21 protein-coding genes and 1 tRNA gene are annotated in these 23,107 nt (G+C 34.9%); 15 read left to right on the top strand and 7 right to left on the bottom strand.

Translation table 11 applies throughout. The features are described 5' to 3' along the window. Nucleotides 1-27: 27 nt before the first annotated feature. Nucleotides 28-711, top strand: a complete 684-nt coding sequence (locus HQN62_RS00760) for a ComF family protein (protein ID WP_173502947.1) — start codon at nt 28-30, stop codon at nt 709-711. Nucleotides 712-852: 141 nt separating this feature from the next. Here HQN62_RS00760 and HQN62_RS00755 read toward each other — a convergent pair whose 3' ends face one another. The 4 genes from HQN62_RS00755 to HQN62_RS00740 are packed head-to-tail and all read right to left on the bottom strand — an operon-like array spanning nt 853 to nt 5,033. After that, nucleotides 853-3,114, bottom strand: coding sequence for a hypothetical protein (locus HQN62_RS00755; RefSeq protein WP_173502946.1), 2,262 nt, complete (start codon nt 3,112-3,114; stop codon nt 853-855). Beyond that, nucleotides 3,074-4,078 carry a hypothetical protein gene (locus HQN62_RS00750; RefSeq protein ID WP_173502945.1) on the bottom strand — a complete coding sequence of 335 codons (1,005 nt, stop codon included), beginning with the start codon at nt 4,076-4,078 and terminating at the stop codon, nt 3,074-3,076. The genes HQN62_RS00755 and HQN62_RS00750 overlap by 41 nt, the downstream gene beginning before the upstream one ends. A gap of 23 nt (nt 4,079-4,101) precedes the next feature. Beyond that, nucleotides 4,102-4,272 (bottom strand): hypothetical protein, encoded by a 171-nt coding sequence (locus HQN62_RS00745; RefSeq protein ID WP_165818112.1) that lies wholly within the window; start codon nt 4,270-4,272, stop codon nt 4,102-4,104. Between the two features lie 2 nt (nt 4,273-4,274). Beyond that, entirely contained in the window at nt 4,275-5,033 is a 759-nt protein-coding gene (locus HQN62_RS00740; RefSeq protein WP_173502944.1) for an enoyl-CoA hydratase/isomerase family protein, read from the bottom strand. A 126-nt stretch (nt 5,034-5,159) separates the two neighbouring features. Here HQN62_RS00740 and HQN62_RS00735 point away from each other — a divergent pair. The 8 genes from HQN62_RS00735 (at nt 5,160) to HQN62_RS00700 (ending at nt 12,327) form a co-directional block, all read left to right on the top strand. Next, nucleotides 5,160-5,233, top strand: a tRNA-Ala gene (locus tag HQN62_RS00735). A gap of 112 nt (nt 5,234-5,345) precedes the next feature. Next, on the top strand, nt 5,346-7,454 hold the full coding sequence (locus tag HQN62_RS00730; protein WP_254454513.1) for a prolyl oligopeptidase family serine peptidase: 2,109 nt from the start codon (nt 5,346-5,348) through the stop codon (nt 7,452-7,454). Between the two features lie 520 nt (nt 7,455-7,974). Beyond that, nucleotides 7,975-8,748 (top strand): threonine/serine exporter family protein, encoded by a 774-nt coding sequence (locus HQN62_RS00725; RefSeq protein ID WP_111408129.1) that lies wholly within the window; start codon nt 7,975-7,977, stop codon nt 8,746-8,748. A 1-nt stretch (nt 8,749) separates the two neighbouring features. Continuing rightward, a complete protein-coding gene (locus tag HQN62_RS00720) occupies nt 8,750-9,271 on the top strand; it encodes a threonine/serine exporter family protein (RefSeq protein WP_116796881.1) in 522 nt (173 codons plus the stop codon). 145 nt (nt 9,272-9,416) lie between these two features. After that, on the top strand, nt 9,417-10,424 hold the full coding sequence (locus tag HQN62_RS00715; RefSeq protein WP_173502942.1) for a PDDEXK nuclease domain-containing protein: 1,008 nt from the start codon (nt 9,417-9,419) through the stop codon (nt 10,422-10,424). 186 nt (nt 10,425-10,610) lie between these two features. Further along, nucleotides 10,611-11,384 (top strand): HNH endonuclease, encoded by a 774-nt coding sequence (locus HQN62_RS00710; RefSeq protein ID WP_173502941.1) that lies wholly within the window; start codon nt 10,611-10,613, stop codon nt 11,382-11,384. After that, a complete protein-coding gene (locus HQN62_RS00705; protein ID WP_173502940.1) occupies nt 11,381-11,842 on the top strand; it encodes a hypothetical protein in 462 nt (153 codons plus the stop codon). Before HQN62_RS00710 ends, HQN62_RS00705 begins: the two co-directional genes overlap by 4 nt. Nucleotides 11,843-12,012: 170 nt before the next feature. Further along, a complete protein-coding gene (locus tag HQN62_RS00700) occupies nt 12,013-12,327 on the top strand; it encodes an HPF/RaiA family ribosome-associated protein (protein WP_173502939.1) in 315 nt (104 codons plus the stop codon). A gap of 259 nt (nt 12,328-12,586) precedes the next feature. Here HQN62_RS00700 and HQN62_RS00695 read toward each other — a convergent pair whose 3' ends face one another. After that, on the bottom strand, nt 12,587-14,086 hold the full coding sequence (locus HQN62_RS00695) for a L,D-transpeptidase family protein (protein ID WP_173502938.1): 1,500 nt from the start codon (nt 14,084-14,086) through the stop codon (nt 12,587-12,589). A 192-nt stretch (nt 14,087-14,278) separates the two neighbouring features. After that, complete coding sequence (locus HQN62_RS00690; RefSeq protein WP_116796888.1) at nt 14,279-14,815, bottom strand: porin family protein; 537 nt, start codon at nt 14,813-14,815, stop codon at nt 14,279-14,281. Between the two features lie 308 nt (nt 14,816-15,123). On the opposite strand from HQN62_RS00690, the gene HQN62_RS00685 reads away from it, so the two are divergent. Next, entirely contained in the window at nt 15,124-17,583 is a 2,460-nt protein-coding gene (locus tag HQN62_RS00685; protein ID WP_173502937.1) for an AsmA family protein, read from the top strand. Between the two features lie 13 nt (nt 17,584-17,596). Continuing rightward, the gene (locus tag HQN62_RS00680) at nt 17,597-18,109 is read left to right on the top strand and encodes a nuclear transport factor 2 family protein (protein ID WP_173502936.1); all 513 of its coding nucleotides are present in this window, start codon (nt 17,597-17,599) and stop codon (nt 18,107-18,109) included. A 5-nt stretch (nt 18,110-18,114) separates the two neighbouring features. Here HQN62_RS00680 and HQN62_RS00675 read toward each other — a convergent pair whose 3' ends face one another. Next, a complete protein-coding gene (locus HQN62_RS00675) occupies nt 18,115-19,707 on the bottom strand; it encodes a L,D-transpeptidase family protein (protein WP_173502935.1) in 1,593 nt (530 codons plus the stop codon). 273 nt (nt 19,708-19,980) lie between these two features. Here HQN62_RS00675 and trmB point away from each other — a divergent pair, with 273 nt between their 5' ends. From trmB to HQN62_RS00655, 4 genes are all read left to right on the top strand, one after another. After that, complete coding sequence (gene trmB, locus HQN62_RS00670) at nt 19,981-20,655, top strand: tRNA (guanosine(46)-N7)-methyltransferase TrmB (RefSeq protein ID WP_116796892.1); 675 nt, start codon at nt 19,981-19,983, stop codon at nt 20,653-20,655. Nucleotides 20,656-20,715: 60 nt separating this feature from the next. Continuing rightward, nucleotides 20,716-21,351: a LysE family transporter gene (locus tag HQN62_RS00665; RefSeq protein ID WP_116796893.1), complete on the top strand. Its 636-nt coding sequence runs from the start codon at nt 20,716-20,718 to the stop codon at nt 21,349-21,351. Nucleotides 21,352-21,357: 6 nt separating this feature from the next. Next, nucleotides 21,358-21,690 (top strand): MGMT family protein, encoded by a 333-nt coding sequence (locus HQN62_RS00660; protein WP_116796894.1) that lies wholly within the window; start codon nt 21,358-21,360, stop codon nt 21,688-21,690. A 276-nt stretch (nt 21,691-21,966) separates the two neighbouring features. Next, nucleotides 21,967-23,094, top strand: coding sequence for an Mrp/NBP35 family ATP-binding protein (locus tag HQN62_RS00655; protein ID WP_116796895.1), 1,128 nt, complete (start codon nt 21,967-21,969; stop codon nt 23,092-23,094). The last annotated feature ends 13 nt before the right edge of the window (nt 23,095-23,107 follow it).

Below are 23,107 nucleotides of genomic sequence, written 5' to 3'. Positions count from 1 at the left end.
TATTTTTATGGATAAATCAATTTTTTTATGCTTAATTCCTTGATTAATTTATTTTTTCCAAAGGTTTGCGCTGGCTGTAAATCATTTATAGGTACTAATGAATATATAATTTGTACGGTTTGCCGACATGAATTACCTCTGACGAACCATCATTTGAACCCCGTAAATGAAGCATTCAAAAAGTTTTATGGTCGAATACCGGTTGAACATGTTTCGGCATTATTGTATTTTCATAAGAAAGGAATGGTTCAGGAGCTGATTCATAATTTGAAATACAAAGGCCATGAAGAAATAGGAAGTTTTTTGGGCGAATGGTATGCATCCGATTTAAAAGACTGTTCAGTTGTCAAGGATGTTGATGTTATTATTCCCGTTCCATTGCATAAAAAACGTTTGAAAGAACGAGGGTATAATCAGGTTACGAATTTTGGACTGGCCTTGTCCGAGAATTTTAAAATTCCGTTGAACGACACCATTCTAAAGCGGAAAGTGTATTCTAAAACACAATCAAAGAAAAACCTTTTGGGAAGAACGGAAGGTATTGAAGCGGTTTTTGATGTTGCGTTCACGGAAGAAGATGCTAATAAACATTATCTGCTGATTGATGATGTGCTGACTACAGGCGCCACTCTCGAAGCCTGTTCAAAAGCATTACTGAAAATTCCAGGGGCCAAGATTAGCATTGTTTGCATGGCAATGGCGCATTCTTGATTTTTCTTGAATATAACTCTCTTAAGTTTGAGATTATTTTTCTCGCAGAGACGCAAAGGCGCAAAGTTTAAACCCATTTTCTTTGCGTCTTAGCGCCTTTGCGAGAGACAGATTAAGTAAAATCCTTGCGTGAAATCTCGTCTATTTTTGGGCGTAGGTTTTGAAATAGCCGCATTCGTTGATGATTTCTTTATAGTATTTGGTTTTTGAGTAATTGGCTTTTATGTTTTTGAAGCCCTGCCAAGCTATAAAATTGGTTTGGTCGTCTTGGATATCCCAAGTGGATAAATTAAGCGAATAGTATTTTTTGTTGTAATAATCGTTTCGTTCACATTTGGCCATCATGTATTGAGTTTTGGCTTTTTGTTCATTGTTTTTAGCAGCTAAAAATGCTCTTTCATAATAGGCTTTCGCCAAAGAACTATTGGTAATCATGTCTCGAATTGGATCTCTGAAAAAGTCGGGAGTAGAACCGTATCCGGCAATATTACCTTCATAAAACAGTCGGCCGTTGCCAAAATGCGTGATGTTGTAAAACGCATTTCCAAGTAAAAGACTATTATTGTACACATCGACTTGTTTGGTCACATTGTCCTGCATTTTTTGGATAATGGTTAGGAAATCAAGCATACTGTACTTCTTTTTTTGAGGGGCCTGATGGTCACAATCGTGGCAGTCTTTGATGTTGCCCAGAAATGGATTTCCATAAAAAACGGTGTTTTGGAGCTTATCCGATTGTTTCATAAACGCAATGGCTTCGGGGATTTTGTTTGCAAAAGTGGCTTTAACTCCTTGAAAATAGTTAATATCAGCCAGTTTAATTTCGTAAAAAGAAGCGCCAATTTTTTCGATTTCGGTTTTGTTTGTTTTGGATAAAAAAGCCTTCATCTCGAGAAGTTGTTTCTCATTGTCATAAAAACCGGAATCGTGATTGAAAATTTCGGTCATTACGGTATTTTTTTGAGAGCGGTATAATGCTGCCAAATAGTTTTTGCTCCATGCGGAAGCATTTTCATAACGGAAATTTTCAACAGAGTCTTCAGGCAATTCAAAATACAACCAAGATAAATCAGCCAAGATGGTTTTTTCGTTTTCTGGATTCAGTTGGTCGATTTTGCTGAGGTTGTTTACAAAACGTAACAATCGTACTTGATTAATGGCCAAAGGGGTTTTGGGCATTTTGTTTTCGGCTTTGTCAAAATCTTTATCAGCTTGTTTGAAATTTCCGTTTAGTGTTTCCAGATAACCAGCAGCCACATTCCATAAATAAGGTTTGGATGTTTTATCCGATTCTGCAATTTTGGTAACCAGATTGATAGTCGATTTGTTGATGCTGTCCTTGGTTCTTTTTTTGTTTTCAAGAACAGTTTTGTCTTTGAATGATTGATCTATTTTATTTTCCTGATTATTGATTAATCGGGTCAATAAAAAATCAAGGTGTTGGTTTTTTGGCTGCAGTTTATAGATTTCGGCTATGGCTTTCTCATCGTCATTGTAATAGCCTTGTATGGCCCAAAGTGCTGCTTTTTCATCATCGGTTTTAGCCATTGACAAAGATTGTTTCCAGTCTTTTTGTTCTTGTGGATGAAAGCAATAGGCCGAAACCACTCTCATAGAAGGGCATTTGTCAAAAACCTGACTGTAAAGAAAATTGGATTTGGCATAATGTTTTTGCTTGTATTCAATTCCTGCGATATAGGCCAATGCTCTGTAATATAGAGTGTTTTTGGGCGCTAATTTTTCTGTTTGGTTAAAGAAAGTAACTCCGTTTACTTGTTTGTCACTGTAAAAACTAGCTTTTATGGCCAGAAACCAATACCTGTTTTTTAGGAAAGGATCTTTAGTGTCACCGTATTTTTTTTCTATTGATTTGATCCAATTAGTATCAGTTAAAAGCTGAGGTTTTGTTGTTTCGTCATAATTCCAAGAATCGAATTGTTGCGTAGAATAGGTTTCAACAATTTGGGCATCATTCAAAAACAATAGAAAGTTCTTTATTTTACTATCGTTTATTTCAAATTTTTTACTCCATTTTTCAGTCCATTTATTTGTTTTTCCTTTCTTATAATAAATGTTCAAATCGGCTACATCTGTACTGCTTGAGTCAGTCAGGAAAAAAGTTAAGTCTTTCTCGTTTATTTTACCTTCTAGATACGTCGACCAGTCTTTTATATTCTCGGAGTTAAATCGTGTGCGATGTTCAGTGTCAAAACCAATTCCATAAAAAATATCAGTAGATAAGAAAAGAGGCGAGTAGGACTTGTCCACAAAGGTTTCTGGCGTGAAGTTGGAGTCAAATGACCAACCCCAATCTCCATCTGCACAGGCATAAATAGTACCGTAAACTAAAAGAGTAAGGGCGCTAAAAGCAATCAATAATTTTTTCAAAAAGTCCTTCTTCATAATTTTTTAAATTGAATTCGTCAAGATCATAAAAGATAATTTCTTTTGGATTTTGAACTGTATTTTCTTCAAGGTTATTTGCCATTTCAAGCAAATCATTTTCTGATATTGTTTCTATTTTTATTTGGTCATTTTTTTTGTAAAAAACACCGTCTTTAAAATCGGAATGTGCAACTACAAACCAATTCTTTTTTGTAAGAACAAAACTACTGTTATTTTTTAGATTTTTGACATTAATTTTGTTTCTTAAACCAATTATTTTACCGTCTCTTATGTGAATTCCCCATGAATAAATAGGCAATGCAATATCTATAGGTAAAGGATAGTTTTTTAAACTTGATAAATAACGATTGGCAATGCTTAAATCGTATATCGAATTTAAAGAATCGGTGGCTATTTTACCCATATTGTAGTACATAAGGACGCCGCGGTCTACATTTGGGATTTTTGTTTTCTTGAAATATTTTATCTGATGGAGTCGAATGGTTGCCGATAGTTTTTTATTGGAAATCTTCTTAAAAGCATCTATAAATCGCAAGTAATTGTCTTTGCTTTCAAGAGTCCAATCACAATCGATTTGGATTTCCTGAATGGTAATATTGTTTTTTAAGTTGATTTGCTGAATGAAACTATTTGTTTTTTGAGCCAAATCCAACACATTTAATTTCTTGTCGAGCATCACCTTATTTTTGATATACACAACGGGAATGATTTCATAACCAGAAGTTGTATTCTCAAAACGAATAGGAGTCCTTGGAAATGGTTTTTGAGTTTGTGGACTTAAGTCAATATCAAAATACCGAATGTAAAGTCTCTTAACCTCGTTTGTAGTCAAGGTGTTTTTTTCTTTTGGCGAAAGCCTAAAAATGGTCTTCCAATAATAAAAAGAGATTGTAGGCTTCTCCTGTTGTTGGCAGGAAATAAAGAGACAGAGGATAACGCCAAAAAGAATTATTTTTTTCAAAGAGAAATTGTTTTTCAAAGGGGTTACTCTTTTCTGTTTTTGGCTCGAGTGTAAGTCCAATAGGCTAATAAAACCAATATAACAAAAGGCAGATAGGAACCAATAAGAACACCAATTTGATAGCCATCATTGGGAGCATTTTTAATTTTTTCGTTAATGTTTACCTTTTGAAGGAGTAAAATGAAAGCAGTCATTGTTATTTAATTAAAGCGTTTTTTGTAAAATCGGATAAGACTAGTCTACCGGAAATGGCTGCTCTTTCCTTTAAAAGTTTATCCCAATGTGCAGTTCCTTCCCAAAAGACTTTTTTCATTTCGGCAAGTGCTTCTGGATTGTAATGGGATAATTTTTTAGAGAAAGCGGTTATTTCAAGGTCCAGTTCTTCCTGAGTTTCCATTACTTTGGCATATAATCCTTTTTGGTGAGCCCAGGATGCGGCTTTCCATTCGTGTGCGGCCAAAGTCATTTCGGACATTGCTGTTTTTCCAATTTTTCTGCTTACGGCAGGTTCTATCACAAATGGGCCAATTCCAATTGCCAATTCTGATAATTTGACAGCACTTTCTTGGGTTGCAATTACATAGTCACAAGCTGCAATAATGCCAACACCGCCGCCTACAGCTTTTCCTTGAATGCGTCCTATAATTATTTTTTTGCAAGAGCGCATGGAATTAATCAAATTGGCAAATCCAGAAAAAAAACGAGTACCTTCATCAAGAGTACTTACTGCCAGCAATTCATCAAAGGAAGCGCCCGCACAAAAAGCCCCGGCACCTTCGCTTTTTAAAATAATTACTGAAATTTCGGGATTATCACTCAAAAAAGTAAGTTCATTGGTCAATCGATCCAACAATACTCTGGGGAAAGAGTTACTAGCGGGATGACCAAACTGCACCGTAGCGATTTTGTTTTCTATGGTTGTTAAGAGTGTTCCGTTTTTATCAGGTGTAAGCATAAGGTGTATTTTGATGTAAAGTTAAAAAAGTAACCGAAGCAAAATGTTATTTTTTTTGGATTTAAAGAATAGTCTTTTTGAAATTTGCATATTCCTATAATTATATGTTATATTTGCGGCATCGTTGGGGGATTAGCTCATTTGGCTAGAGCGCTTGCCTGGCAGGCAAGAGGTGGTCGGTTCGAATCCGATATTCTCCACATATCAAACCCAAACATTGTTTGGGTTTTTTTTATGTCTTGTTCTGAAAAAACTTTCCCTATTTTTGTTAGGTACTTAACCTAATAATTTATGAAAAAAATCCTATTTCTGATGGCTGTATCTTCTTCATTGGCTTCTTTGGGGCAAAACCAAAAACCAACTCCAATAACTTATCCCAAAACTGCAAAAGGGGAAACGGTTGATGTTTATTTCGATGCCAAAGTAAGCGATCCCTACCGTTGGCTCGAAGACGACAAATCGGCGGAAACAGGTGCTTGGGTGAAAGAACAGAACAAAGTGACCTACGATTATCTATCGCAAATTCCTTTTAGGGACGCATTAAAAGCGAGGCTCGAAAAATTGTGGAATTACGAAAAAATAAGCGCTCCATTCAAGGAAGGAAATTTTATTTATTATTACAAAAACAACGGATTACAAAATCAAGCTGTTTTGTATCGTAAAGATTCCAAAGGCAAGGAAGAAGTTTTCCTTGATCCAAATACATTTTCAAAACTAGGAACAACTTCATTAGGAGGAGTTGATTTCTCTAAAGACGGTTCGAAAGTAGCCTATTCCATTTCCGAAGGTGGAAGTGACTGGCGAAAAGTAATCTTGATGGATGTCAACAACTTCAAGAAATTGGAAGACACCTTGGTTGATATTAAATTTAGCGGAGTATCTTGGAAAGGAAACGAAGGATTCTACTATTCCAGTTATGACAAGCCAGAGGGAAGCGAACTATCAGCCAAAACCGACCAACATAAATTGTATTACCATAAATTAGGAACGGCACAAAAAGACGATCAAGTCATTTTTGGCGCAGACCAAAAACGTCGTTATGTAGGCGGAAGTGTAACCGAGGACAACCATTATTTAGTGATTACGGCTGCCAATTCCACTTACGGAAACGAATTGTATATTCAGGATTTGACCAAACCCAACAGTCCTATTATAACGATTGTGGATAATTTTAACAGTGACAACAACATCATAGAAAACGAAGGCGGAAAATTATTTATAGAAACCGACTTAAACGCACCCAACAAACGCATTGTGAGTGTTGATATTAGCAATCCAAAACCAGAGAACTGGAAAGATGTTATCCCTGAAACCGAAAATGTGTTGACACCAACAACAGGAGCTGGTTATTTCTTCGCCAATTATATGAAAGATGCCGTATCGATTGTGAAGCAATACGATTACTCGGGTAAATTAGTGCGCGAAATTGAATTACCGGGATTAGGAACAGCCACTGGATTTGGAAGCAAGAAAGAAGAGAAAATACTTTATTATTCTTTTACCAATTATATTACACCGGGAACTATTTATTCTTTTGAGCCAAAAGCCGGAAAATCTACAGTGTATGATCAGCCGAAAGTAGATTTCAAAAGCGAGGATTATGTTTCTACCCAAGTGTTTTATACTTCCAAAGACGGAACCAAAGTCCCAATGATAATCACCCACAAAAAAGGACTGAAACTCGATGGAAACAACCCAACCATTCTTTATGGATACGGCGGGTTCAACATTAGCCTGACGCCAAGCTTTGGTATTTCGAATGCCGTTTGGATGGAAAATGGCGGTATCTATGCAGTCGCCAACCTGCGTGGAGGTGGAGAATATGGCAAAAAATGGCACGATGCAGGAACCAAAACACAAAAACAAAACGTCTTTGATGATTTCATAGCTGCAGCCGAATACCTGATTGCACAAAACTATACCTCTCCTAATTATCTTGCCATCCGTGGCGGATCCAATGGCGGATTATTGGTAGGCGCTACCATGACACAGCGTCCCGATTTGATGAAAGTCGCTTTGCCGGCCGTGGGCGTGATGGACATGTTGCGCTACCATACCTTTACCTCTGGAGCCGGTTGGGCTTTCGATTATGGAACCTCGGCAGACAGCAAGGAAATGTTTGAGTACCTAAAATCGTATTCCCCAGTTCAAAATGTGAAACCAGGAGTTCAATATCCCGCCACTCTGGTCACCACGGGCGATCACGACGACAGGGTAGTTCCAGCACACAGCTTTAAATTTGCTGCCGAGTTGCAGGAAAAACAAACAGGAACCAATCCCGTTTTAATCCGAATCGATATCAACGCAGGCCACGGCGCCGGAAAATCACTCGCAGCAACCATTCAGGAAATCTGCGACATCCAAGCTTTCACACTCTATAATATGGGATTTACAACATTGTCAACAATAAGTAATCCATAGTTTAATAAGGAGCTTGATCCTGCTGTACGCTGCAAGCTTTTTCATAAAACGCCCTTTTTCTAAGAATAAAAAGGAACTTCCGCTGGTCGCTCTTTTTATTCAAGAAAAAGGGCATTTTATTTCAAAAGGCTTTTCGCTTCCATCAGGGCTAGGGCATCCCTTTTCATAAGAAGATTTTATTTATCCAAAAGATTAAAATATCCTCTTTTAACCCTAAAAAAAGCAATAATTAGATAAAATAACACCCAAAAAAATACGCTTTTGGTAAACATCAGTCGTCAGTCTGACGTTTTTTGTGTTTTATAACTCGTAAAAAAGCCTCCAAAAAACCAAATAGTAGCTCCAAAAACATCAAACCAACTCCATTTTTGATACTTTTTTTGCCCTTAACCATAAGCGAAATCGATAGAAATCACTTGTTATTTATTCTCCAAATAAATTAAGGTTTTAGGGTTATAAATCAGTCTTTTTAAGGGGTTAAATCCTTAAATTTGAGAGTAAAATTAACAACCGCATTTATATGGAATTAGTTGCAAAACCAAACAAATATGAACTGGGAGAAATGCTCCTGGAAATAGGTTCCTTACTCATGGTTTCAGGAGCCAATACCGAACGTGTCAAAGTCACCATTAGCAGAATAGCAGGTGCTTTTTGCTGCGATTCGGATTTAATGATTACCAATCATGCTTTGATGATTACTTTAACCTATAAAGACAATATCAAAACGTTTACCAGTGTAAAATGGGTGCCGAATATGCACCTCAATTTTAATCTCATTTCGGATATCAGTACGATGAGTTGGAAAATTGTGGAAGAAAAATGGTCCGTGGAGCGCATCAATAAAGAAATGAAATTGCTAGACCGAAAACCATTATATCCAAGGTTTGCAGTTTTGTTTTTGGTGGCCTTGGCAGGAGCTTCCTTTTGTAGATTGTTCGGTGGTGGATTAATCGAAATGATACTTTGCTTTTCCGGAAGTTTCTTGGGGCTTTTTGTGAGACAGGAAACCATGAAACTCAAATTCAATTTTTATGTATGCATTTTCTTTGCGGCCTTAACCTCTTCTTTCTTGGTAGGGCTCTATTCGTTTCTAAATCCCGAAGGAGAATTTATACATGCCTTATCCACTTCGGTGTTGTTTTTAATTCCCGGCGTACCTATGATCAATTCCTTCTCGGACCTGATTGACGGAAATATATTAAACGGAACCACCAGAGGCGTAAATGTTTTGGTCATCGCCTTTGCCATTGCTTTGGGATTGATGGTTTCATTATTAATTTTTAATTTACACTAAAATGGATTTTGCATTATTAGAAAAAGGAATATGGTTGGGTTGTGCAGGTATCGGTTTTGCCGTTTTGTTCAATGTGCCTCGCCGTACTTTAGGAGTTATATACATCATCGCAGCCTTGGGCGGATTGCTCAAATTTTATTTAATATCACTCGAAGTTGGGTTGGTTTTCGCGGCTTTATGCGGTGCGAGCCTTATCGGTTTTTCTAGTGTATTGGCGGCACACTATCGCAAAGCGCCACCCATGACTTTTGCGCTTCCGGCATTGATCCCTATGATACCAGGATTTTTTGCCTACAAAGCCATGGTAGGAGTAATGAAATTAACTGCCGAACAAGATCCGGATGTCTATACCAAACTCTTTTTTGAAACCGTCAAGAACGGTCTTTCAGCTTGTTTTATCATCTTGGCTTTGGCCGCAGGGGTCGCCATCCCGCTACTCATCACCCGTAAGGAAACCGTGAAGCGAATCAAAGCGGATAAAGTTTTAGAAAAACAACTCGAAAACTTAGAAGAAGAAATTTAAAATAAGCCTTTTGTGAACCCAAAACGCCAGTCGAAAGATTGGCGTTTTTTGTTGATGGGTATTCATTTGTAATTTGTTTAAAGAGAAGCAATTATTTTATGTTTTATAAATTTTTTCTGTATTATTGTAAATAAATTCACTCTAAATGATAAAGAATCAATCTATAATTCCTGACATAAAAGCAATAATAGCAAATGCGAAAGACAAAGCCGTTAGGGCTGTTGATAATGAGCGTACGATCATGTATTGGCATATTGGACGACGTATTTTTGAGGAAGAACAACAAGGGAAAGACAGAGCGGATTACGGGGCATATTTGATTAAATTTCTATCCAAACAATTACAGCCAGATTATGGAAGTGGTTTTTCGGTTAGACAATTAGAACGGTATCGACAGTTTTATCGTACTTATCCAATTGCGTCCGCACTGCGGACGCAATTGAGTTGGACGCAGTATAAATTACTTATTTCTATTGATAATCAAGACAAAAGAGATTTTTATAGTGCCGAAAGCGTTAAGAACAATTGGACATCAAGACAACTCGAACGCCAAATTTGCAGTAATCTTTGGGAACGCCTTTTGATAAGCAACGATAAAGAAAGTGTGCTTGCCGTGGCCAAAAACGAAAAACTGCCTTCGGATGCTAAAGAGATTATAAAAGACCCCATGTTTTTAGAGTTTTTAGACTTAAAACGGGAAGCTTCTTACTACGAAAAAGATTTGGAGCAAGCCATAATAACCCATTTACAGGAGTTTTTATTAGAAATGGGTAACGGTTTTTCATTTGTGGCAAGACAAAAAAGGATTCACATTGAGGGTGATGAATTTTTTACAGACTTAGTTTTATACAATAGACTTTTGCAATGTTTTGTAATCGTCGAAATCAAAACAGATAAACTCACGCATCAGGATATAGGGCAATTGCAGATGTATGTAAACTATTATGATCGGATGGAAAAGCTGGCTCACGAAAATCCAACAATTGGAATTTTACTATGTGCCACAAAAAATGATGGTGTTGTGAAATTTACTTTGCCCGAAAATAATAAAACCATAGTGGCGAGTCAATACGAATTGTATTTGCCTACGGAGCAACAACTATTAGATGAAGTCAATAAAGAGCTAGAAAATTTTGACGAAACAAAAGAATAACTATAAAAAGAGTAATATGTATTAAAACGCCAGTCGAAAGATTGGCGTTTTTTTTGGTCTGAAAACACGTTGAAAACTAATTATGAATGAGGACAATTGTAAGCAGGTCAATTGTCCTCGCAAAACTATTTTTATAAACTATGAGTATAAAGATTTATATTTGTTTATAACCGATTAAATAACAATATGGCACAAAAAAATCTTTGGACTCGAGAAGAATTAATACTTGCTTTTAATTTGTATTTAAAAATTGAATTTGGGAAAACACATAAGGGTAATCCAAAAGTTATTGCTTTGGCAAATATTTTAGGAAGAACACCGAGTTCGATTGGAATGCGATTAGGAAATTTTGCAAGTATAGATCCATATCATCAACAAAGAGGAGTTGGAGGTTTAAAAGGAGGGATGAATCAAGTAAAACCAATTTGGGACGAATTCTTTCATAATCAAGAAGAATTAGTTTTTCTAAGTGAACAAATTCTGGCTCAAAAAGAAAATACTTCAATAGAAAACAAATATCAAGAAATTCTTTTCGACTTAAAAGGACTAAAAGGAGAAAACGTGATTCGAGAAGTAAAAACTAGAGTGAACCAATCTGTTTTCAGGCAAATGGTTTTAACTAATTACACCACCAAATGCGCCATTACTGGAATTGATATTCCTGAATTATTATTGGCAAGCCATATTGTTCCTTGGTCAAAAAATGAAAACGAAAGACTAAATCCTGAAAACGGAATTTGTCTTTCTGCCCTTTACGACAAAGCATTCGATAAAGGATTGATTGGTATAAATTCAAACTACCAAGTGATATTGTCAACTGGCATAAAAAAGAAAAAGGAGACTTCGTTTTATCAAAGTCATTTTGCTACGATTGAAAATCAAAGAATTATTGATGGAATAAAATATTTGCCAAGAAAAGAATTTTTAGAATATCATCTTGATACTATTTTCGAGAAATGAAAGAACTGAAATTATTTGCTATTTACAAGAATGGTCAGCATAAAGGAAATGAACGAGGAATTTCAAAAGAAGATGCGATAAAAAAATATTTGATTGCTTCATCTTTTGGGACACTATTGGATGATTTTGAATTTGTAGCTCAGTATACAGGTGTCCTTGCACTCGAAAATGTACATTTTATTAAACCTATTTTTGATAAAAATAGTATATCAGAAATTGGAAAAAGAAATGTGAATTACTGGCCTTTCATAGAAACTTATTATCCAAATTATTATTCTTGCGACCAAATTTTATTAAGCGATATTTTAACTAGAAAATTGGAAGGCGAAGAACTTGATATAAAAGATGAAGAAATGATTAAAGATTGGGATGTAAAAGAGGAATTACTTAAACTTGATAAAGCCATTATGCAAAAGGCGATGAAAAATTATTTTGAAATTAAGTATTCTACAATATGATACTTTATTTAAATCCAGCCAAATAGTAACTAAATTTCTTTTTCAGACACTTCTGTCTTTAAATCAAAAAACAACTTTTTTCTTTCATAATGTTTTACTAAAACGGGACCGTTTTAGGGAATAATTTTTAACTTTGAGAATAAGCATTAAAAATTAATAATAATAGACATATGAAAGTACAAATCAACACAGACAAGAATGTAGAAGGAAGCGAAAGATTAGAATCTTATTTTTCTACTGAAATAACAAGAGTATTATCCCGTTTTGATGACAAAGTGACTCGTGTAGAAGTACATTTTGGGGATGAAAACAGTGCGAAATCTGGGGTAAACGACAAGCGTTGTCTTATTGAAGCGCGTCCAGCCAATATGCAGCCTATTGCCGTTACAGAACACGCCGATTCTATCGAAAAAGCATTCAACGGAGCTTTGGATAAAATCAAAAAAGTACTCAACACTACATTCGATAAGCAGAAAGCGCATTAAGCAATTAAAAACATAAATAAATAGAATAAATTGAGGCTGTCTTTCGGGACAGCCTTTGTTGTTTTAACTGAGATACCGCAATAGGAATAGATGTCACGAAGATTCACAAAGGAGACGCAAAGATGCGCAAAGAAAAAAATGAATCCTTGAGATTGAACTTAAAAAACTTTGCGAAACTTTGCGGGTTCTTCGCGTTTCTCTACGAAATAAAGTGTAATGCTTATTCTAGGTTTAATCAATATTTGGTCTGTCAAAAAAACTATTCTTCAAACAACATCGTTGCTAATCGATCATCTCTTTGATACACATCGTCATAAAAATGAATAACCCCCTCGTTATCCACCCAAGCAGTAAAATAACCAATGTACACCGGAATTTTATTCTTGAGCCTGTACCAGGATTCTTTGCCTTTATGCATGGCGGCATCAATCTTTTCGGGTGTCCAGTTTTTATCGTTTTTTAGTATTTCATTAGCCAACTCTACTGGTTTCGCAACTCGTATGCAGCCGTGGCTGAAAGCTCTTTTTTCTTCATCGAACAAGTTTTTGGAAGGGGTGTCGTGCAGGTAAATGGAATTGTTGTTTGGGAACAGAAACTTCACTAATCCCAATGAGTTTTTTGGTCCGGGTTTTTGTCTAATACCTCCATTATACCGTTCCATATTGTGTTTGGACAGATAGTTTGGGTTTTTGGCTATGCCGGGTTTAATCTCCTTTGCGATAATACTTTTGGGAACGTTCCAATAGGGACTAAAAACGATATAACGCATATCGGCACTAAAAATGACGGTTTTGTTCATGTCTTTTCCCACGACCACATTGGAGGTTAAAACAGGTTTTCCTTCCTTGAAAAAAGTCAATCGATAGGATGGGATATTTACCACTATCAATTCTGGGGCTTTAGCAACATCGGCATCAATCCATCGACAGCGTTCCATATTGACCATAATGGTTTTGATCCGATTTTCTATTGGAACATTCAAAGAGGCTATGGTTTTTTGTGTAATCGTTTGGTTTTCTTTTATGCCATTTCGTTTTTGGTATTTCAGAATTCCAACAGAAAGGGTGTCATCATATAGGGTGCTTTTTGAGTCTGCTGCTATGTCTTCCAGTATGAACAACCGTTGTCTGATTTGGGCAATAGTTTGAGAAGAATCTCCAGGCTTCAAGGAAGTACGACTGGAATCTAGTTCTATGGGATTCCAAGAATTGTTTTTTTGAATCTTTCTGTATTTATGGAGTACTTCTTTGAGGCTGTAATACTCATTCAATACTTCTTTTTCGTTTTTGTCAATTAGGGAAGGGTTGGCAATTATTGAATCCAAATAATTAACGTAGGATTGTTTTTTTCGGGGTAAATACCAACCCAATTCGGCAATTTTTTTATCGTCAATTCCTTTTAAAACTTTGTGGGTATAAAAAAAATAAAGCGATGTAATCAATAATTCATCATTGACATTCGCGCTTTGATTTTCGGTCGCATTCTGAAAAAGCGTGTCCAGATTTTCTTTGTATGGAATGGCGGCTTTTATTCCTTCATCTTCCATATTGTTTAATTTATTATACAGCAAATGACTAACTTCCAGTATGCCTTTGGAGTCAAACCAAATGTATTGATAGTTGCGTTTTCGATACAATTCGGTTGTTTCTTCTTGGTATTTTTGTAGTTTCGGATGTTTTATAAAAAAGGAGCTGACCAGAGTGCTGTCAAATGGAGACAGGCTTTTTACTTTGTTAAAAGCACTGATTTTATGAGGCAATTTTAGAACGGGATCTTCCTTTTTTTACAGGAAATAGAAGAAAAGGAGAAACTGAAAATAAATAGGATAAGCAACAAAAGAGATTTTCTCATAAAGAAAGTTTTTTTTGAGACACAACTATAAATGTACAAAAAAAATTGCCTTAAAGAAATGAACTTTAAGGCAACTTTTAGGTGGTAGGTTGGTGTTTTTTTAAAATTGGAAAGCGGCACCAATTTGAAAAACTTGGTTTTTTCCTGAAAGCGTTGGATTATCGAACGTGTCATCCAAACCTGTGATGTATCTAGCATTTATAGATAATCCTAAAGGTAGGTTAAGAGACGTACCAAAAGCCCATGAAGGCACAAAACTGTTTACATCAGTATAGTCTACATTGTCTGAAACTGCAAATCCAAATTGAGGTCCGGTTTCAAAGCTTAATAATTTAACAACATAAATTTTTGCTAAAACAGGCACAGTAAGATAATCTATTTTTGTGTCTTTTGCATTTTTAGTTGAAAATCCTTCCTGTGAGTATTGTACTTCAGGCTGTATGAAAAGCAAGCTTTTTATCAATGGAATTTCTTTGTAAACGCCAACATAAAGACCAGTTTTGGCGTCTGTATTCCAGCCATTTCCACTAATATCAGAAAAGTTGGCTCCTGCTCTAATTCCCCAAGCTTGTGCTGAAACTGCATTAGATACTAATACTATGAAAGCACTTAACAGTAAAATTTTTAATGATCGCATATTTTTTGTTTTTAAATTAGTAACTCATTTATAGAGTTTGTTGACATCAAAAGTAGTACAATTTTTCAATTTTTTCATCAATATACTACAAAAACACCTTTAAATAGGTGCGATAATTTGGACAAAGACAGTGTTTGAATAGTTGAGTATCTTGCACTACAATGTTAAAGTTTTTAAGATATAACGTTCGTTTTTGTAATATATTATGTTAACTTTGATACAGGTCGAGTTGTTTTGCGGATTATTCAATTCAAAATATTTAAAAGCAATTTTTTTTATATAGATATATAAAATTTTAAATAACTGGTATGAAAGAATTTATAGAAAAAGGAAAAGAATTTTCAAAGACAACTAGATTTAAAAAGATTTTAAAAAGAACCGGTTTTTTTATTGTTGGTTTTTTAGGGTTAATACTTATTTTCTTTATTGGATTGAGGATTTATTTTACTCAAAATAAAGAGCACATAATGACCGAAATCAATCAGAAAATTAATGATAATATTTCGGGGCATGCCAGTATTGGAGATGTGGGCTACAAATTCTTGATAGGTTTTCCCAATTTTACGGTGGTTTTGAAAAAAGTTGAACTGCAGGACAGTTTGTATGCCGTTCATAAAAGGAGTGTGCTTAAGGCGGAAGAAATCGAAGTGCGATTGAATGTGCTGAGTTTATTGCATAAAAAAGTGGATATAGAAAAAGTAGTTTTGATTGATACTAAAATCGATTTGTTTAAAGATAAAAATGGCGTTTCCAATTCGAATATTTTTAAACCAAAACCCAAAACAAATGAGCCAAAAAGCAAAACTGAAACTGAAATCGGAGAAGTTGATTTTAAGAATGTAGTTTTTATTTCCCAAAATTTACAAAGAAATAAATTGTTCCACTTTGAGGTGAATTCTTTAAAATGTAAAATAAATTATAAAGATGATGGCTGGGAAACAGATTTGTTTCTGGATGTTTTTGCAAAAAGCATGGCTTTCAATACCAAACACGGAAGTTTTATAAAAGACAAAAGAGTAAAAGGAAAACTGGCAGTTCAATTCTCTAAGGCGAAAAATAAAATTGACGTAGTTACTGAAGGGCTTGGGATTGGCGACGATGATTTTGACATCAAAGCGAGTTTTGGTCTGAACAAGGATCATCCAATAATGAATATCAACATAAAAACGACTATTTTATGGCTGAATGCCGCTCATTTGTTGGATCCACATTTGTTTAAAATTCTAAATCATTTTAATATAACTAAGCCTCTTGATGCCCAATGTAGTATTATTGGCGACATGAATGCAGAAGGAGATCCCGAAATTATTGTGGATGCCCAAATCAAGGATAATGTCTTGGTTTCTTCAGAAGGGGAAACCAAAGAGTGTAGTTTTGAAGGACGATATATCAATAATTTCAAGAACGGTTTAGGGAATAATGACATCAACTCGGCTGTTATCATTAAAAATTTCACAGGAAACTACAAGGGGATTCCAGTAGTTATTCCTAATGCAGCAATTAATAATTTAGAAAAACCGATTGCAACAGGAGACTTGCATTCTAAGTTTGATGTCGAGAAATTGGGAAATATTTTTGGTGATCAATTTATAAAGTTTAATGGAGGAACGGCAAACGTCGATTTTAAATTCAATGTTGATATTGTGGCTTTGCGAATTTCAAAACCTCGTTTTACGGGGAAAGTGAATATAGAAAAGGCTAATATGCTTTTAAGATCTAAGAATATTACTTTTCAAACCAATGTTCTTCTTGATTTTACGGACCAGGCATTGTTTATTAGAAATATTAAGTACCAAAGAGATAAAAATATTTTTTTCTTAGATGGGAAAATTGATAATTTTCTTAATCTCTATTATAATGATCCTGCAAAAATGGTGGCTGTTTTGAATATCAACAGCCCTTTTATGGATGTGAAAAAATTCATAAGTGTTTTGGCCCATAGTCAAAAAACGAATGAAGTTAAAAAAGTAGCCAGCAAATCAGATATTAAAAAACGGATAACGCTTGTTGAAAAATGTCAAGTGGTTTTAAATTTGAATCTTGACAAGATGGTGTATTCTAATTTGACGGCCAAGAATGCCAAAATTATTATTGTGGCCAAGAATAGACAATTTTTTGTCAAACAAGGAGCAATTGAATCCTGTGGAGGCAAAATCACATTTGCTTCCCAGTTAATTCCAAACGGTAATTTATTTGATGTAAAAACAAATGTAAACATTGCAACGGTTGATATTCCTCAATTTTTAACATCTTTCAAAAATTTCGGAATTACATCCTTTCAGCCTAATGATATAAAAGGAAATCTTTCGGCAACGGCTGACATGTCGGTAAAAATGACTCAAAATGGAGATTTGGTTGACGATTCGGCTAAAGGAAATTTGTATTATGATATCAAAAAAGGGGAACTGAACAATTTTATGCCAATAATAAAAATTGGCAAGTTTGCTTTTCCAAACAGAGATGTAAAACATATTGTTTTTAATGATTTGTCAGGACGATTGAATATGAGCGGTAGCTTTGTAAATGTTGATTATTTTAAAGTGAGTTCAAATGTGCTGAATTTTGATGTTGAGGGTATTTATTCATTCAAGAAAGGAACTAATTTAGGGTTGACGATTCCGTTAAGAAATCCAGAGGATGATTATAAAATTAAAGATCTAAAAGAAAGAGAAGCCAAACGATACAAAGGAATAGTGTTGCATTTGTTGGTTGTGGACGGGAAAAATGGTGAAATGAAAATTAAAATGGGAAGTCTTCCAAAGAAATAAAAAAAGTAAAAATATGAGAGCACTCTTTTTAAGTTTAGCAGTATTGACATTAGTGAGTTTTGATTCTTTGCACTATAAAGAATCCGGTGAAAAAGAACAGGTAAACAGAACCCTTGATGCTTGGCACAAAGCTGCGGCAGAGGCCAATGCCGAAGTCTATTTTGGAATGATGACAGATGATGCGATTTACATCGGAACAGATCCAACCGAAAATTGGGATTTGAAAGCTTTTAAGGCCTTTGCAAAACCTTATTTTGACAGAGGCAAAGCTTGGGACTTTAAAGCATTGGAGCGTCACATTTATTTTGATAAATCAGGTAAACTGGCTTGGTTTGACGAACTGTTGAATACTCAAATGAAAATTTGTAGAGGTTCTGGTGTTTTGATAAAGACAGGTAAAGAATGGAAAATTAAACACTATGTTTTGTCTATGACCGTTCCAAATGAGAATACAAATGAAGTGGTGAAAATTAAAGAAGGGATTGAGGATGTCGTGATAAAAAATCTTCAGGCAAAGAAACAATAATGACATTAGGGTGTTTCTGAAAATATTAATTCTGCCAGATGGTCATCCCTTAAATAGATATCATTATAAAAACAGATCTCTCCAGAATCGTTAACCCAAGCTGTAAAATAGCCAATATGGATTGGGATTTTATGTTTGAGTATACAAGTGGTTTCCTTTACCCCTTTCATTGCATCATTGATCCGGTCAATAGGCCAGTCGGGGTCATCTTTTAAAATTAAGATGGCCAATTCTTTGGCTTTTTCTAAATTAATGCAGCCATGACTAAATGTTCTGTATTCCATGTCGAATAGACTTCGGGCTGGCGTGTCGTGGAGATAGATGTTATTGGAATTTGGAAAAACAAATTTAACGAGTCCCAAAGAATTATTTATTCCGGGTTTTTGTCTGGGGTTACCGTTGTTCCATTCTATATTGTTTTTGGCCAGATAATCTTTGTCATGTTCTATTTGTATTTTTAGTTCACTTTCAACAATGCTTTTGGGGATATTCCAATAGGGACTAAACACAATACTGCTCATATTGGCACTAAAAACTACTGTTTCGGTAATGATTTGACCTAAAAACACATTCGATTCCAGTTCCTTTTTGCCGTTTTTTTTATAAATTAATTTAAAGGATGGAATATTTATAATTATATATTCATTGGCTCTGGCCAATTTTGGATCAATCCATCTGCAACGTTCCATGTTTATCATGATGATTTTAATGCGTTCTTCGGCAGGAATGTTCATTTGTCTGATGTGTCTATAGGTAATGGGATAATTAACCTTAAAATCGTTCCTTTTTTTAAAATTCAATATAGCGGCCATCATCTCATCATCGTACACATTAAGTTTGGAATCTCGTTTTAAGTCCCCGTTAATGGTAAGCCAGTGTCTTATTTGACCAATGATTTTGGAGCTGTCATTTGGTTTCAATTCCTGTGCCTCAGAAATCGAGTCTATTTGATTCCAACCGCCTTCTTTTTCTATTTGTCGGTATTTCTTTAAAACATCTCGAAGTTTATAGTATTGGTTAAATACCAGATTTTCATTTTTACTTAGTAATTCTGGATTAACTAATAAAGAATCCAAAAGATTTACATAAGAAATATTATTTCTAGGGATAAACCACCCAGTTTCCTGTATTTTTTTTGTGTCCACTCCATGAAATACTTTTTGGGCATAAAAAACGTATACGGTGGATAGCATTATTTCGGTATCGGTTTGGGAAGGTTTATCAGCTGAGTTTTGATCAAAAATCTTGTCAAATTTATCTTTATAGGGTAATTGAGAATTTAATCCTTCCTCATCAAGAAGATTTACTTTAGCATATAGTACATTGGCAAATTCGATAAGTTCTGTGCGATTATACCAAATCGGCTTAAATTTTCTTTTTGCGTATATGGTATTAACATCTGGTTGGTATTTTTTTAGAGAAGGGTATTGGGTGAAAAAACGAGCAATGGTAGCTCTGTCAATATTAATTTTTGTGAACTGTTGTGTTTGGGCAGAAGAAGTGTCTTCAGCCGTTAGAATTTCTTCGCTGTAACGGTAGAAAGAAACGAGGGAAAGAGTCAATGCTATAATTGTTATTAATAAAACTTTTTTTTTCATCAAAAGATTATTTTACATAAAGGTACATAAATATATTTTTAGCTAAAAGTGAATGTAGTTGAAGTTTACTGTTGAATAATTTCAGTTGTTTTTTTCAGCATCTCTTTTTTTGGTTCAAAAAAAGGGCTTGAAAGTAGGAGATTGAATATGTTTTTTAGGTATAAAGAAGTTCTGCTTAAAAATATTAGGGCATGATTTAAATCTTCATTTTTTCTTCATCAAAGTTTTCGGTCTTAAATAATTCCTTAATTTTGCCGAAATAGCAAATATATCGTGGGAAGTAAAAATAAATTAAAAAGGTTCAAGGAAAACGAAACATTCACTAATGTTTTTCAACCAACAAGAGAAGAGGTAGTCGGAGATTTGTTTCCGCTAAGAGGGAAGTGGAATTCGGATTTTTTTAAAAACGAAAATCCATTGGTACTTGAATTGGGTTGTGGCAAAGGAGAATATTCTGTTGGATTGGCCGAGAGATACCCAAATAAAAACTTCGTGGGAATCGATATCAAAGGAGCTCGTTTCTGGCGTGGTGCAAAAACTGCGGTTGAAACAGGATTACAAAATGTGGCTTTTATTCGAACTCAAATCGAATTAATCAACCATATTTTTGCTGAAAATGAAGTTGATGAAATTTGGATTACTTTTCCAGATCCCCAAATAAAATACAAAAGAACAAAACATAGAATGACTAATTCAGAATTTCTGCAATTGTACAAGAAAATTTTGAAGAAGGAAGGAGTTGTCAATCTTAAAACCGATAGTGAGTTCATGCATGGCTACACATTGGGACTGCTTCATGGAGAAGGACATGAGGTTTTGTATGCTAATCATAATGTGTATGTAAATGAGGGAAGTCCTGAAGAAGTTACTGCTTTTCAGACATTTTATGAGAAGCAATATTTGGAAATTAACAAAGCAATTACGTATATTCGTTTTAAAATCAAATAGTTTTCTAAGATGGTTTTCAGTTTGTAAGCTGAGACTGCAAACTGAAAATGCAAACTAAGTATGACTCTACTATTGCCTTTTTTTCTCGGATTTATTGTTGCAGCAATTGGTATTACACCTCCTGGTTTGATTAATATGACAGCTGCAAAAGTAAGCTTAAAAGACGGTAGGAATGAGGCCATTTCTTTCGCTATTGGTGCTACAATAATTGTTTTTTTTCAGACATTTTTAGCTTTATTATTTGCTAATTTTATTAATAGCCGTCCGGATATTATCAGTAGTCTTCAAGAAATTGGACTATTTATTTTTATTGCACTGACCATTTATTTTTTTTGGAAAGCCAAAAAACCAAAATTGCCTAAATCGGAAACCAAAGTTCGCAGTAAAACGAATCGGTTTTTTTTGGGAATGTTGCTGTCGGCATTGAATTTATTCCCCATTCCATATTATGTTTTCGTGTCCATTACACTTTCTACGTATGGGTATTTTTATTTTTTAGAATCTTTTATTTTTGCTTTTGTGGGAGGAGTAGTCGCAGGTTCCTTTCTGGTTTTTTATCTCTACATCATATACTTCAAGAAAAGGGAAGCAAAATCCTCTTTTTTAATCAATAATGGAAATTATATTATTGGTTCAATTACTGGGTTAGTTTCGATAGTTACACTGTTCAAACTCATTAAAGGATATTTTGGATAAAACAAAATGGAAGCAACAAACGATAATTTTTTTGAAAGAGTTTACGCTGTCGTCAGACAAATTCCATACGGAAAGGTCACTTCCTATGGCGCAATTGCCAAAGTTTTAGGGGCTGCGCGTTCTGCCAGAATGGTAGGTTGGGCAATGAATGCAGCACATAATCTTGAAGATGTTCCTGCACATAGAGTGGTCAACAGAAAAGGATTGTTAACAGGTAAACACCATTTTGACGGAACGAATCTAATGCAACAATTACTGGAAAGTGAGGGTATTGTTGTTGAGGATAATCAAATCATGAATTTTAAGTCCGTTTTTTGGGATCCTGAAATGAAGGTTTAATTCGGTATTACTTCTATTCGCAGTTATTGTTTTTTAAGGATTTTAGGATTGCAAAAATGACTGTTGAGATTATAGATGTTATTATCAACCACTATCAATAAATCCAATTCAAATCCTTTAGAATAAGAACTTAATCCGTTATCTTTGCAATCTAAAATTAGTTTAAATAAAGACAGCCTTTTTTTAAACCATTTATAATGAAATCGCCCGATTCAAAAAAGATAAATAGATTGGAGAAGGTACTACATGTTCCAAATAAAAAAATAATAATTACGCATGAAATTAGATAGAAAAGATATTCTTAAGGCATTAGAAACAATAACTATTGCTGGTGAAGGTAAAAATATGGTAGAAAGTGGCGCTATTGCAAACGTGGTTACTTTTGGAGATGAAGTTGTTGTGGATTTGTTATTGCATACACCGGCAATGCACATCAAGAAAAGAGCTGAAGATGACATTAGAAAAACGATACATGAATTAGTGTCTCCAGATGCTAAAATCAAAGTAAACATAAAAGTAGAAGTTCCAGAAAAGAATGAAATTAAAGGAAAAGCTATACCAGGGATAAAAAATATTATTGCAGTTGCTTCAGGAAAAGGAGGTGTAGGAAAATCTACTGTTACGGCAAATTTGGCGGTAACATTAGCTAAAATGGGATTTGCAGTAGGGATATTGGATGCTGATATTTACGGTCCATCGATGCCAATCATGTTTGATGTCGAAAATGAAAAGCCGATTTCGGTAGAGGTTGACGGGAAATCGAAGATGAAACCTGTTGAAAGTTATGGAGTAAAAATGCTTTCTATCGGATTTTTCACCTCGCCAAGTCAAGCTGTAATCTGGAGAGGTCCGATGGCTTCTAAAGCGCTAAATCAAATGATTTTTGATGCCAATTGGGGGGAATTAGATTTCATGTTAATTGATCTGCCACCTGGAACAGGAGATATTCATTTATCAATTATGCAATCATTGCCTGTTACTGGTGCTGTTGTGGTTAGTACTCCACAAGCTGTTGCACTGGCAGATGCCAAGAAAGGAGTTTCCATGTTTTTATCAGAAGCGATAAATGTTCCTGTTTTGGGAATTATAGAAAACATGGCCTATTTTACACCAGAAGAATTGCCTAACAATAAATATTATATCTTTGGAAAAGAGGGAGCTAAAGATCTTGCTCAGGATCTAGGAGTTGCTTTTCTTGGAGAAGTGCCAATTGTACAGTCTATTCGCGAAGCGGGAGATTATGGACGTCCAGCGGCATTACAAACAGGTTCTATTATTGAAAATGTTTTTGACGAGATAACACGAAACGTAGTTAGTGAAGTTGTCAATAGAAATGAAAATTTGGAACCTACTGAAGCAATCAAAATCACTACAATGGCCGGATGTTCGGCTGTTAAGAAATAATATTGAAGGATGA

It is taken from the genome of Flavobacterium sp. M31R6 (genome assembly GCF_013284035.1).
Taxonomy (GTDB): Bacteria; Bacteroidota; Bacteroidia; order Flavobacteriales; family Flavobacteriaceae; genus Flavobacterium.
Note: the sequence above shows the minus strand (reverse complement) of the source record. Positions and strands in the feature narration are given on the sequence as shown.